This window comes from Clostridium paraputrificum AGR2156, assembly GCF_000424025.1.
Lineage (GTDB): Bacteria > Bacillota > Clostridia > Clostridiales > Clostridiaceae > Clostridium > Clostridium paraputrificum.
Window position 1 is genome coordinate 475,699 of record NZ_AUJC01000001.1, and the last position, 13,517, is coordinate 489,215.

Annotated in this window: 12 protein-coding genes; 1 reads left to right on the forward strand and 11 read right to left on the reverse strand. The window is 29.5% G+C overall.

The window, feature by feature from the left end; genetic code table 11:
* The first annotated feature begins 125 nt into the window (after positions 1-125).
* Positions 126-1,241 carry an MGDG synthase family glycosyltransferase gene (locus G594_RS0102315; protein ID WP_027097079.1) on the forward strand — a complete coding sequence of 372 codons (1,116 nt, stop codon included), beginning with the start codon at positions 126-128 and terminating at the stop codon, positions 1,239-1,241.
* A gap of 15 nt (positions 1,242-1,256) precedes the next feature.
* Here G594_RS0102315 and rho read toward each other — a convergent pair whose 3' ends face one another.
* The 11 genes from rho to yabG form a co-directional block, all read right to left on the reverse strand.
* Positions 1,257-2,645: a transcription termination factor Rho gene (gene rho, locus G594_RS0102320; RefSeq protein WP_027097080.1), complete on the reverse strand. Its 1,389-nt coding sequence runs from the start codon at positions 2,643-2,645 to the stop codon at positions 1,257-1,259.
* A 115-nt stretch (positions 2,646-2,760) separates the two neighbouring features.
* Positions 2,761-3,048, reverse strand: a complete 288-nt coding sequence (locus G594_RS0102325) for a hypothetical protein (RefSeq protein ID WP_027097081.1) — start codon at positions 3,046-3,048, stop codon at positions 2,761-2,763.
* Positions 3,049-3,286: 238 nt separating this feature from the next.
* Positions 3,287-3,706: a YwiB family protein gene (locus G594_RS0102330; protein WP_027097082.1), complete on the reverse strand. Its 420-nt coding sequence runs from the start codon at positions 3,704-3,706 to the stop codon at positions 3,287-3,289.
* Between the two features lie 12 nt (positions 3,707-3,718).
* Positions 3,719-4,699, reverse strand: coding sequence for a queuosine synthesis (locus G594_RS0102335; RefSeq protein ID WP_027097083.1), 981 nt, complete (start codon positions 4,697-4,699; stop codon positions 3,719-3,721).
* Between the two features lie 87 nt (positions 4,700-4,786).
* Complete coding sequence (gene spoIIR, locus G594_RS0102340) at positions 4,787-5,425, reverse strand: stage II sporulation protein R (protein WP_027097084.1); 639 nt, start codon at positions 5,423-5,425, stop codon at positions 4,787-4,789.
* A 57-nt stretch (positions 5,426-5,482) separates the two neighbouring features.
* Entirely contained in the window at positions 5,483-6,325 is an 843-nt protein-coding gene (gene ispE, locus G594_RS0102345; protein WP_027097085.1) for a 4-(cytidine 5'-diphospho)-2-C-methyl-D-erythritol kinase, read from the reverse strand.
* Between the two features lie 133 nt (positions 6,326-6,458).
* Entirely contained in the window at positions 6,459-9,074 is a 2,616-nt protein-coding gene (cphA, locus tag G594_RS0102350; protein ID WP_027097086.1) for a cyanophycin synthetase, read from the reverse strand.
* A complete protein-coding gene (locus tag G594_RS0102355; protein WP_027097087.1) occupies positions 9,046-9,891 on the reverse strand; it encodes a cyanophycinase in 846 nt (281 codons plus the stop codon). The genes cphA and G594_RS0102355 overlap by 29 nt, the downstream gene beginning before the upstream one ends.
* 185 nt (positions 9,892-10,076) lie before the next feature.
* Positions 10,077-11,639: a DUF3794 and LysM peptidoglycan-binding domain-containing protein gene (locus tag G594_RS0102360; RefSeq protein ID WP_027097088.1), complete on the reverse strand. Its 1,563-nt coding sequence runs from the start codon at positions 11,637-11,639 to the stop codon at positions 10,077-10,079.
* A 379-nt stretch (positions 11,640-12,018) separates the two neighbouring features.
* Positions 12,019-12,255, reverse strand: a complete 237-nt coding sequence (locus G594_RS0102365) for a Veg family protein (protein ID WP_027097089.1) — start codon at positions 12,253-12,255, stop codon at positions 12,019-12,021.
* Between the two features lie 241 nt (positions 12,256-12,496).
* Complete coding sequence (yabG, locus tag G594_RS0102370; protein ID WP_027097090.1) at positions 12,497-13,360, reverse strand: sporulation peptidase YabG; 864 nt, start codon at positions 13,358-13,360, stop codon at positions 12,497-12,499.
* Positions 13,361-13,517 lie beyond the last annotated feature (157 nt).

Here is a 13,517-nt window from a genome sequence, read left to right on the forward strand (position 1 = left end):
GGGAAAGACTACTAGTCTTTCCCATTTTCTTTTTCTTAAAATTACTTTAACATTGAGATTTTTTACATAAATCATGTTAAACTATACCTAGGAATTATATAACATGATAAAAGCGAGTGAATTAAATGAAAAAAATTTTAATCTTAACTACTTCTACAGGTCAAGGGCATAATCAAGCTGCAAATTCATTATTAGAAACTTTTGAATCTGAAGGCTTTACATGTATTAAGCATGACTTCCTTGAAGGGAATAATAAGTTTCTAAATGACATTATAGTTCAAGGTTATGAAATATCTGCATCAAAGTTTCCTAAGATATATGGCTGGGCTTATAAATTAACTGACCATAAATTTATATATAAGTTTTTACCTTTAGTTTTTAGAGGAACAGATAAAAAATTAAGCAAACTCATTCAAGATAAAAAACCTGATATAATAATTGGTACTCATCCTTTTACCGTTAACATAATATCTAGATTAAAGAAAAAAGGTATGAAGATACCATTTATCTCTGTGGTTACTGATTTCAAAGCACACTATACATATATTCATCCATCTGTTGATGCCTATATAACTGGTAGTAAATTTACTAAGAACTCTCTTATAGAACAAGGTATAGATTCTTCAAAGATTTTTCCTTATGGTATACCTATACGAGAAAGTTTCTTTGAAAGAAATGAAACGATACCTGAAATTAAAGATGATGAGTACTTCAATTTATTATTAATGAGCGGCAGTATGGGATTAAAAAATATATCTTATGTCTTAGATGAGCTTTTAAATAATAAACATAAATTAAGAATAACAGTTGTATGTGGAAAAAATAAAAAACTAAAATACTCTTTATTAAAGAAATCTCAAAACACTTATATAGATAAGAAACTTCATATTTTAGGCTTTTCAAATGATATAGCTTCATTTATGGAATATTCAGATTTAATAATTTCAAAACCTGGTGGGCTTACTGTAAGTGAAGCAATAGTAAAAAATCTTCCTTTAATAATTCCATTTGCAATTCCTGGACAAGAAATGGAGAATACTGAATTTTTAACATCTAATGGATATGCATATTATATAAATAATGTTAAAGAAATTAATAATCTCATAGATATGTTAATTGATAATCCCAAATATTTAATTGATGCTAAAAAAAATTTAAAAGAATTAGCTTCTACCTATACAATAAAAGCAATAGTAGATTTAGCTAACAATCTTATAGAAAAAAAAATAACTGGAAACTAAGTTTCCAGTTATTTTTTATTTCTTATCTATATCACTTTTTTCAAATATACGTATAAATTCTTTATTGTTTTTTGTTTTGGATAACATATTAATTAGCTTCTCTGTTATATTCTCAATATTTCCATCTCTGTACATAACTTTTCTAATTGAATATGCCACTTCTTTTTCTTCATCTGTTAATAATAGATCTTCTTTTCTTGTACCAGACTTATAAATATCTATAGCAGGGAATATTCTTCTCTCTTGAAGCTTTCTATCTAAGTGTACTTCCATATTACCAGTACCCTTAAATTCTTCAAATATCATATCATCCATTCTTGAACCTGTATCAACAAGTGCTGTAGCTAATATTGTTAAGCTACCGCCTCCTTCTATATTTCTAGCAGCTCCGAAGAACTTCTTAGGCATAATTAATGCTCCTGGATCTAACCCACCTGATAAAGTTCTTCCTGTTGGAGTAATAGTTAAGTTATATGCTCTTGATAACCTTGTTAAAGAATCCAATAGGATTACGACATCCTTACCTTGCTCAACTATTCTCTTAGCTCTTTCTAAAACTATTTGTGATACTTTTGCATGATTTTGCGGTTCTTCATCAAATGTAGAATAAATTACCTCTCCATTTATACTTCTTTGCATATCAGTAACTTCTTCTGGCCTTTCATCTATAAGTAACACTATCAATACAACTTCTGGGTTATTATTAGTTATACTTTGAGCAATCTTTTTTAAAAGTGTAGTTTTACCTGCCTTAGGAGGTGCTACGATTATTCCTCTTTGTCCTTTACCGATAGGACATATTATATCCATCATTCTAGATGATAAATCTAAAGGATTACTTCCCTCTAATCTAATTCTTTCTGCTGGATATATTGGAACTAAATTTTCAAAAGCTCTTCTTCCTATAGCCTTCTCAGGATGTTCTCCATTTACCTTTTCAACGTATAATAAAGCTTTAAACTTTTCTCCCTCTTTAGCTTCTCTAACCTTCCCAATAACTTCATCTCCAGTTTTCAGGTTAAATCTTCTTATTTGGGATGGAGAAACATATATATCTTCACTACTTGTTAAATAATTTTTACATCTTAAAAATCCAAAATTATTATTTTCTAATATTTCAAGTATTCCTCTAGCCATATGAGAATCATTTATCATAGCTTTCAGCTCTTCTTTTTTCTCACTACTTCTTACTTCTTCCCTATTAGTACTATTAACAACATTATTTTTAGGAGAAATCTTCTCTCTTAAAACTACCCCATCCTTTTTTATTGCATGAGCTTTTGTTGCTATTATTTGATCTATAAGTTCACTCTTTTTTAACTTTGATATGTTCTTAATTTCTAATGACTTAGCCACTTCTTTTAACTCTACTAAAGTCATATCCTCGTATTGTTCTTTGGTCAAATTGACACCTCCAAAAATATAAAATTATTAATAACTTAGTGAAAATAATTTCGAATGCACTTGAGATGAAAATAGATATGCATCTACGATTATAAAATAATTATATCATTAATGGCTATTTTAACAAGTCTTCTTCCATTTCAAAAAACTTTTTTCTAAAGTCTCTATTTATTAATAATTTTTCCTCTGCTCTTCTCACATTATTAGTTATAGTTCTTTTATTCTTAACATTAAATACTTCTTTAACTTTTTCTTGATCCATACATTTATATTTCTTTAGTAATAATAATAGTAAGTATTTATTATCTCTTTCTTCTAGAAGCTTTATCAAATCATCTGTACTCATCCCATAATACGTACATAGTACATGTAATATTTTTAAATACCTATCTTCTAAACTCATAATAAACACCACCCTTACAATTATCACCTATAAGAAATTATTTCCATTTAATATAAATACTAATCACTATAAAAGACTTTTATATATTTTTGTCAATAAAAAAGGTGAGTGAATATTTATTTTACTCGTTCCGTCGCAAGCTCCAAGTCATAAAAAAGAAAAGTTAATTAAAATTTTATAACTGGTCTAGATACTAAAAAAGAGAAATTGCACAAACAATTTCTCCATATATATTACCTTACTTATTAGCCCTTACATTTAATGATAAAGAGGTTGTTAAAACTTCTTGACCTGCAATAGCCATATCATAGTCTATTTTAATATTCCCCCCATTATCATTAACTTCAACGTTTAATTTCTTTGTGTTAATTGTTATTTCCATCATTCCATAAGGAGTATTGTATAAAGATACTGAAGGTTCCTTTTCATTAAACAACATCTTTGTGCTAGTTGTTCCTTCCCTCTCTAATAATACTTCCTTATCTTTTATTGTTAAAATTGTAGTTGTTCCTTCCATACCAGATATCTCTGTTTCTTCATAAACAGCTTTATATCCGCTATCCATTTTTATGTACTTTCCTGGAGAAACTACTTCAATAACGTCTCCATCTTCCATACTAGCATTACTGACTATACTTATAATCGCTTTCTTTTCCATATGTTCCTCCTATTAAAGCAAATACTTAGAAACTTCTTCTTCAGTTGCTGGCTTTACTCTCAACTCATTTTTAAATGGAGTACCAAAGTTTCCAAACTTAACATCCACTTCAGCTTCATCTCTTCCTTTACTATATCTTGAAACTAACTTACATGCTAGCTCTTTATCTTCGTCCTTTGCATCACCATGAATTATTGCCATAGCTCCATTAAAATGTGATGGTAAAAACACTAAATCTTCCTTACTTAATATTTTCTTTATTTCAGTTCCTTCTTCTGCAGTTCTAGTAACAATTATTTTAACATTATTAGAAGATATAAAATGTCTACCAAATCTTAATAAATCTATCTCCTTTTGAGTTAGATTTTCGTTTCTATTTAAAGCATCTCTTAATCTAAGAGAATAGTTAGGTTCTGTAAGTTTACAACCACCAGCAGGAGATGGATATTCCTTTATCCCCCACTTTTCTGCTAATTCCATTTGTGGTTTTCTGCTTCTACCAGAAATCTTTAATAACTTTTCTCTATCAACTAATCCATTAATCTCCATCTCTGTTGGATCAAGGTTCAAAGCACATAGTGGTCTTAATATTTTATTTGAAAATCCTGATTCCTTTTTAACTATATTTAAAGCTTGTCTATTTTGAGACATAGGTCTTTGATTCAATACTTCTCCAGTTATTATAAAATCAGCATTAAACTCTTCTAATAATCTTCCTGAATGTTTCATCATTAAAGAATGACAATCAATACATGGATTCATATTTTTCCCCCATCCATGCTTTGGATTCTTCACCACTTCAAATTGCTCTTCTGAAAAATCTACAACCTCAAGTCTGATTCCTATTTGCTTTGTCATCTTTATTGCATTTTCTTCATTAAAGAAATATGATTTAAAGCATATTCCTATCACTTCTATACCTTGATCTTTTATTAACTTTGCAGCTAGAATACTATCCAAACCACCTGAAATCATTGCTAATGCTCTAGTCATATTCTTTTCCTCCTAAAACTTTATTCAAATTATAGTTTATGATTATTACATTTATTAATCAAGTGGTAATTTATTTTTATTGTAATTTTACCCAAATATACTTTTAAAAAACTCCACTATCCTAAACTTGATTACAGGTTTATCTTCTTCTGTTTCCTCTGTTTTCTTATCACTTAATATTTGAGAATCTAAAGTTTCCTTACTCTTATCTTCTTCCACCTTTCCTTTAGTGACATCTATAAAACATAAAGGTGGAAACATAACACACCACCAGTTCTTCCCTTGTCCACTTCCTATAATAATTCTAAAAGCTTCATATCGACCTTGAGGTAAAGTTATATTACCATAAGACTTCTCTGGAAAATTCTCATGAGATAACTCAATTTTAACATTATAATTATAGCCATTATCAGTTATTACTTTATTGGCAATTTCTTTTACCTTATTTTCATTTTCTAAAAGGATACTTCTTGATTTTTCTATTGAATCAGAGTCCTTCAAATATGGATATAAATAATTAATAACCTCATCCCTAACCTTTAGCTTTAAACTCTGATCCTCATCAGTATCACTATTTGCTATTACATGAAACCTTATTAATGTATCCTTTACATCCTCATAATTATATACAGTTTGTCCATCTTTATCATAGTCTAAATTTGTACATCCACTTATAATGCTTGTACATAAAATAATTAACAAGACTAAAGTAATTCTCTTTTTCATAATAAAAAACCTCCTTATGGTTTAAATTGTTGCCATAAGAAGATTTTTTATACACATTTATACGGTTCTTGTTATAAAAGTATCATTATATTTCTTTTTCATTTCATCATAACATCTTTGTGCTTTCATCATATCATCAAAGAATGCAAAAACTGTTGGCCCACTACCACTCATCATTGCCTTTATAGCTCCTAAAGACTCCATTTCTGATTTTATAGAAGAAATAATCTTATGTTTTTTTAATGTTACATTTTCTAGTAAGTTCTTCATATTTTTTGCTACTTCATATAAGTTATCTTCATTCATATAAGCAATAACTTTATCAGTTTCAGGATGATTTTTAACTCTACCTAAGTCAAAATTCTTATATACCTCTTTAGTAGAAACACCAAATGGTGGCTTAACCAAAACAATTATATGATTTTTAAATGGTTTAAGAGTAGTTAACACTTCCCCTATACCTTCACAAAGAGCTGTTCCACCATCAATACAATAAGGAACATCTGCACCTAATTTCACTCCCAATTCCATTAGTTTTTCATTATCTGCATTCACTTGAAATAACTTATTCATTATTTTTAATACAGCTGCGCAGTCTGTACTACCACCTGCAAGGCCTGCAGCTACGGGTATATTCTTTTTTATATTTATTGATACCCCTGACGTAATATTAAATGTATCTTTAAATAGTTTAGCTGCTTTATATGCTAAATTTCTTTCATCTGTTGGAACATAAGGCTTATTACATGTAATTTCAATTCCACTTTCTATTTTTTCTATTGTTATAACATCATAAATATCAATATTTTGCATTATCATTTTCAGCAAATGATATCCGTCTTCTCTTTTCCCCACAACGTCCAAGGTAATATTAACTTTCGCATAAGCCTTTTCTCTCATGTGCTTCTTTCCTTTCTCCTATATATAATTAAATAAATTTTATCATATAGAAAAAAAATATTAAAGTTTTATACATAAATCCAAAAAATGGACATTTTCTAAATCGAAAATGATCCATTTCTTATAATCCTATTTAGAGATTTGCTAAATTCAAATTATCCTCTTCATGTTTATATTCTTTAATTAATTCTACAAGTGGCTCTAACTCCTCGTAAAATACTATAATAGTATCTCCTATAATACTGGAACTCAATGCCTTTCTAAGAGCCTCAACCTCATTCAAAATTACTCTACAATCTTTGCAGTTGCTTTCATTAACACCTTCTTCAATCAGCTTAGCAACTTCATTTATCTCTCTTCCCCTTCTGTCCTTATCCTCTTTTATAATAACCCTATCCATAGATTCACCACATAGCTTACCTATATCCTTCATCATCTTATTAGTTCTATCTCCAGGCACACCAATAACACCTATTAAATTATTTTTTATATCTATGTTAGATAAAGCTTTTAGCACTCTCTTATAACCATCAATATTATGGCCATAGTCTAGAATAACTCTTACTCCATCTATATCATATATATTAAACCTCCCAGCATTACAACTGTCATTCAGCTTAAAAGATTTAAAGCCTTTAGCAATCATGCAGTAATCAATTTCTAATCCTATAAGCGCTGCACATGCTGCCATGACATTTTCTAGGTTATAATCAAGTACACCATTTAATGTTATTGGAATATTATTAACATTTAAAATCTTATACTCTCTATTATTATTCATAACTGTAAGGGTATTATCTTTAATATATATAGCTATTCCACCTGATTTTATATTTTCTATAATTAGTGGATTATCGCTATCTTTAGAAAAGAAAATCTTTTTAGATTTAAATCTACTTAATATATTTTTACTCCATTTATCATCCGCATTAATGACAACATATCCATCCTCTTTAACAGCTTCACCTACTAATGCTTTTACAAAGGCTAATTGTTCAATGTCATTTACATCATCAATTCCTAAATGGTCTTCTGTAATATTAGTTATAACAGCCACATCCGCTACATCATAGGCTAACCCTTTTCTTATAAGCCCTCCTCTAGCAACCTCCAATACAGCAACTTCTACATCCTTGTTTTCAAGTATTGTTTTAGTACTGTTATATCCTGTATCATCACCTTTATCTATACATTTCCCATCAACATATATCCCTTCAGTTGATGTCATTCCCACCTTATGTCCCATTTGTTGCAATACATGAGATATCAACCTAGTAGTTGTCGTTTTTCCATTAGTACCTGTTATAGATATAACAGGTATATTACTAGGTACTCCATTATATTGCATATTTAATATAGCTTCACCTATATCTCTTGGTTTTCCTTCACTAGGATACAAGTGCATTCTTATTCCAGGAGCTGAATTTACTTCCATAACTGCTCCTCTACCATACAAAGGTTTAGATATATCATCAGTTTTAATATCAACTCCACATATATCTAATCCTATAGCTTTAGCAGCACGTATACATATTTCTTTATTTTCTTCACATATATCATCTGTACAATCTATAGCCATACCACCAGTTGATAGATTTGCATTTGCTCTTAAGAATATTCTCTTTCCTTTTTCAGGCACAGATGACAAAGTAACCTCTTGGTTATTTAACTCATTTATTATTTGATTATCTATCTTTACCTTAGTTAAAGGTTTTTCATGGTCATACCCTCTATTAGGGTCATCATTAAGCTTTCTAATTAACTCTTTTATATTATTAACTCCATCTCCAACTACAAAAGGAGGTACTCTTAATGAGACTGCCACTACATTATAATCAACAACACAAATTCTATAGTCATTACCTTCAATATACTTTTCTATCAATAGATCATCAAATTCATTTTTTAACAAATTATAATGTCTTACTAAATCATTCTCATTTCTTATATTAATTATTACGCCTCTACCTTTACTCCCAAATCTAGGTTTTATAGCAAGTGGATATCCTATTCTTTCTCCCTCTTTCAATACCCCTATTATGTTACATACTTTATCTCCTTCTGTAACAGGAACATTTTGTCTCTTTAAAAGCTCCTTAGTAAGAAGTTTATCAGATGCTATATCAGATGCAACACAACTAGTATTAGCACCTATTGTTGCCTCAATAATTCTTCCTTGTTTTCCATACCCTATTTGATAGAGTCCACTATCTCCGAGTTCAAAGAAAGGTATTCCATACCTCTTAGCTGCATCCAAAATAGACTGTGTGCTAGGGCCTACACTCTCCTTAACCATAAACTCTTTTAATAATTTAAACCTTGCTTCGTAATTTATAGCTTCCTTATCTATTAGAGAATTTATTATATCAATAGCTAATCTAGCTACTTCCACTGCTGTATTCCTATATTCATATTGAAATATAATATAGTAAATGTCCCCTTTTATTTCTCTAGACTTACCATATGCAACTTCTATTCCTAACTTATTTTGAATAGCTATTATTATATGCTCACAAATATGAGCAAGATATGTTCCTTCTTTTAATCTTTTAACAAATCCATGTTCTTCATCAATTCCGCATCTATGTTCATATAGCTCTGGAATAATTTTTAATAATCCTTCATTAAACCCATCTATATTCCTACTTGGAATTTCAGAATAACCACATAAATCAACATCTAATCTAATACATTTTTTATGAGAGTATATATTTTTCCCTTCAAATACTCTCTGACTTATTATCTTCATTGTTAATTAAATCCTCCTCAAAAGGTACCTTTCTAACAAGATCAAATTTATTTCCTTCTTTTAAAACATGAAGCTTAACATTGTATATGCTTAATACCTCTTCAGAATATTGCTCTGATACATTTGTATACGATATTTGGCTTCCATCTATAAAATATACTGCCCCTTCTCCTATAACTTCCACATTTCCATTCTTATTAACAATAATTGCTGTATTTTCATCTATTCCTATCCCCAACACTTCTGGATTCTGAGCAACTCCTGATAATAATCTTCCTACTCTACCTCTTTGAGCAAAATGTTGATCAATTATTACATTATTTATTAAGCCTAGCCCTGGAGACATCTTTAATGTACACTTTCTTGGTGCTTCTTCATCATTTCCCTCTATTATCATAGTATCGCTCATAACAGAAGCTCCTGCTGAAGTCCCGACTATATATATTCCGTTATCTGACACTTCCTTAAGAGCATCATAAACTGGAGATCCTCCAATAAGACTAGTTATTCTAAGCTGGTCTCCTCCTGTAAAAAAAATTAATGATGCATCTTTTATCATGGCTACATTCTCATTCTTAAATGCATCTTCTCTCTTACTTATATCTAATATATCTATGTTTAAAATTCCCAACTCTCCAAATGCTTTTCTATATTTTTCTGCTGCTTCTTCTGGATATTCTGTTGCAACTGTTGCAATAACTAAATCATCATCTTCCTTCTTAATACATTCACATACTTTTTTTAATATTTCTTTTCTACCCTCTTTATCTTCAGCTCCTCCGATAATAATTAAATTTCCACTTAATTTTTTATTCATTAGATCACCTCAAATCATGCATTTGTTATTGTTTCCATTGCTCTAAGTAATTATTCAAAAATGTATATAAAATAAAAATTTCATCTATACCATTCTAAAATATACATTCTACTTTCTTAGACATAAAAAAGGCAGATTAAAAGCCTATATGCCTTTAACCTACCTTTTGACTCTAGTTTTAAGTATTAAAAAATTGCTCGTCCAGGTATTATTAACTTATCTCCAATTTCAATACTGTCTGGATTTTCTATGGAATTCATCTTAACTATAGCATCCACAGTTGTATTATATTTTTTTGCTAATGACCACAAAGTATCTCCCTTTGTAACAACATATATAGTAATACTAGCCTTTTTCTTTTTAGGTTCTTCATCTAATTCAATTACATCAGAAATAAATTCTTTATTTACTTCATAGGAAAGTTTAGCCCCTACAGATATTGTAGCTTTAACGGCAACTGTATTGGCTTCTATAGATGCATCAATAGCTTCTAGATTACTATTAACTATTGCTTTCATACCTTCTTTAGCTCCATTAATATCTAATACAACAGTAAATGGTATATCACCACTTATTTGTGAATAGCCAACCTCTTCATCTGTTGTCTTATATATAACATTAGCCTTAATTACGCCTTCTACTGTAACCTTATCATCTGTAACTTTTTTGTCTGTAACTATTATACTTCCTGTTGCTCCCACAATAAATTCAGGCTTATAATCACCTTCCTTTACTGTAATATTATCCTTTATTATAGCCTCTGTAGCTTGAGACCCATGAATAACTCCTATTTCATAGCTATCTTTTCTAAGTTCTAATGGGAATTTTGGAGAGTAAGCGTCTTTAATTATTTCTAATACTTCATCAGAGAATACCTTAATGCTACATTTTACCAAAAATTCAATATTCATTATTCTAGTTTCGCCTAGGTCATCTTCTTCTAGACCTATATCAGTATTCTTTATTTCATAAATAGCTGATGGTAACATATTAGATAGTACACCAACCATTTCTTCTTCTTTTGAAAGGTACACATCATCTTGTAGGCTTACTATTTCTTTAGAATCAGCACCTAAATATAATATGTTTAACTTACAGTAACATCCTAAATAAACCTTATCTTCTGCAACTTTAACCTCTCTTTTATGAAGGGTCATAGAACATTTAAGGATTTTTGAAACTTGTGGTTTATCCATGCCAACTCTTAGAACTGATTTTCCTATAAGGTCAACCTCTTTGCTACTTACTAACCTGTTGATCGATTCTGTATTTTTTAATACTTCTACACCTTCAGTACCTTCTATGTCTTTTACGAAATCAAATTCAACACTTTTATAAACTTTCCAGTCTAGGTCAATAACGCCTTCAATAGCTATCTTTCTTTCATTCATAATATTAGCATCAATATGTTCTACCTTGCATTCTACTTCACAAATAACTTTATGTTCTCCTTCATCAAGGTCCAAGTAATTAGTAAACTTCTCAGCATAGCTCACAGAATTAACCATCATATTATCTTCTCTTGGAATGTAAAGCACTGAATATTCTACCTTACCTTCCACCATGACTTTATCCCCTAAAACCTCTTTATTACTAATAACAGGTCTAGCTTCTACTGATAGAATCTGTTGTACATCTGGATGAGTATCAGGAATTAAATACTCATCTTTCAATATTGATGTTGAGCCATTTTCTCTTATCAATTGTTGAAATTGAACATTTTCTTTTATAACATCTATCTTTGACATTTTATCCCTCCCATAAAATACCTACTATTATTTATATAATTCACACGGGAGATTTATGACTTAAATTTAAATTTATGTTTAACTTTATAAATGTAATCGAATTCTGTCTATTTATTAAATTTTTTTCGTATTTTTCACTAAAATTATGTTGACAATTAGTTTTATTTGTCGTAATATTATCTTGGTTATTGACCATATAACCTCTCATAAATTCTCAATACCCTTTTATACCATAGTTGAAAGATGGAAACCCACCATCTTTCTTTTTTTATTTATATTTATATCTATACCGCACTTGGAAATATGCTCTTCTTATATAGTTAATCTAAAAATGTTAACAAAAGAAAAAAACTCCGATTTAAAAATCGAAGTTTATTAGTTAACTTGGAAATACCAATTGAACTGTCTTAGTTAACACATCTGAATAACTATATGTCACTGTCCTTTGGGTGTCACTTTCTAATCTAATTACAAAAATGCTAGGATAAACGCTTTCTAATACTCCATCATTAACTAAAATCTTTTTGCGTCCACCGTTAGCCTTTAATGTAACCTTCTCACCTAAGTGCCTTTCGATGTCTTTTTTAATGGTAGCAATAGTTTTAATCTTTTCCATTCAAACACCCTCTTTCCTGACTTTAGTATACATCTTTTCCAGTTTTATGTCAATAGAAATTTAATATTTTATCATTTCTAAACACTATTTGTCAATATATTTTGTAATTTTTTTTACTTACTTTTATATTATTCTAAAAGAAGACTATTTTTATGCATCAATTAAAAAAGATATAACATTAAAGATAACTTTTATATTATCTAATAAACTAGATTCAAATTTACTTTAAAATATATTTAGTTTATATATATGGAGATTTAGGATATCCTTCCCTATACTTGCCCCTAGTTTGTAAACCTCCAATCCCCTTTATACCAGTAATTGTGTTTTCAATAACATCAGTTATAGAAACAACTTGATCAATTCTTGTATAGGCTATCTTTTCACATACAAACACAGGATCCAAACAGTGAATTAATACTCTATTAGGACTAGATGCAAAATTAGCTCCAGCATCTAACATACATTCATAACAACTTTGGCATGCACCTGCAAAAATAACTAATTCATCGTAACTTGCATTATAATTTCTTAAAGCCTTCACTGCTTCAATATAATACTTGGAATTTCTATAGCACTCCACATCTAAATAGTTATCTGCATTTTTTAAAACACCATCATGACCAGTAAGTACTACTATGTCTGGTTTAATTTCTTTTACAAGATCTACAATAACTTCTGGTTGCTGCCTCTCACTAATTGCTTTACCAACAGCATCCAAAGACAATTGTTTATATACCTTTAAGCAAGTCTCCATATACTCACTATCTCCATCCACATGAAGTATCTTACCCGGCCTACCAAACATTAATTCCTTACTGGTCATGAGTTTTGGGGATTTACTCATTCTAGTTAACACATCCCCTCTAAGAGCTACTGCATTCTTAATTGCTTTTGAAACTCTACTATTAAGTATTTTTTCTTGTGTTCCAACATAATCTTCATTTACCGTCTCTAAATCCTCTGCTTTTGAATCAGCAATTATTCTTATGCTAATGCCTTTAAGAATATATACTGGCTCTCCATTCTCTTCTCTAATATCAATTACCTTAAAAGTAATATCCCTATCATAAGATTTTCTAACTACTGTATCTCCTATAACCATAGCTTCCTCACTTTTATTGTTGTTACTATTATATGAAAGCAAACAAGAAACTGTTCCTTTGTCCAAAAGCTTATAAAAATAAATAATCATAATTTCTAATATTCATATATTTTTATATTTATATATTTATATATTTTTATCCTAAGTAATTGGACAC

Coding starts and splice junctions, on each gene's coding strand:
- yabG (WP_027097090.1), bottom strand. CDS start 13,360: ATGGTTATAGGAGATACAGTAGTTAGAAAATCTTATGATAGGGATATT.
- G594_RS0102365 (WP_027097089.1), bottom strand. CDS start 12,255: ATGGAAAAGATTAAAACTATTGCTACCATTAAAAAAGACATCGAAAGG.
- cphA (WP_027097086.1), bottom strand. CDS start 9,074: ATGAAGATAATAAGTCAGAGAGTATTTGAAGGGAAAAATATATACTCT.
- G594_RS0102325 (WP_027097081.1), bottom strand. CDS start 3,048: ATGAGTTTAGAAGATAGGTATTTAAAAATATTACATGTACTATGTACG.
- G594_RS0102315 (WP_027097079.1), top strand. CDS start 126: ATGAAAAAAATTTTAATCTTAACTACTTCTACAGGTCAAGGGCATAAT.
- G594_RS0102335 (WP_027097083.1), bottom strand. CDS start 4,699: ATGACTAGAGCATTAGCAATGATTTCAGGTGGTTTGGATAGTATTCTA.
- G594_RS0102355 (WP_027097087.1), bottom strand. CDS start 9,891: ATGAATAAAAAATTAAGTGGAAATTTAATTATTATCGGAGGAGCTGAA.
- G594_RS0102360 (WP_027097088.1), bottom strand. CDS start 11,639: ATGTCAAAGATAGATGTTATAAAAGAAAATGTTCAATTTCAACAATTG.
- G594_RS0102330 (WP_027097082.1), bottom strand. CDS start 3,706: ATGGAAAAGAAAGCGATTATAAGTATAGTCAGTAATGCTAGTATGGAA.
- spoIIR (WP_027097084.1), bottom strand. CDS start 5,425: ATGAAAAAGAGAATTACTTTAGTCTTGTTAATTATTTTATGTACAAGC.
- ispE (WP_027097085.1), bottom strand. CDS start 6,325: ATGAGAGAAAAGGCTTATGCGAAAGTTAATATTACCTTGGACGTTGTG.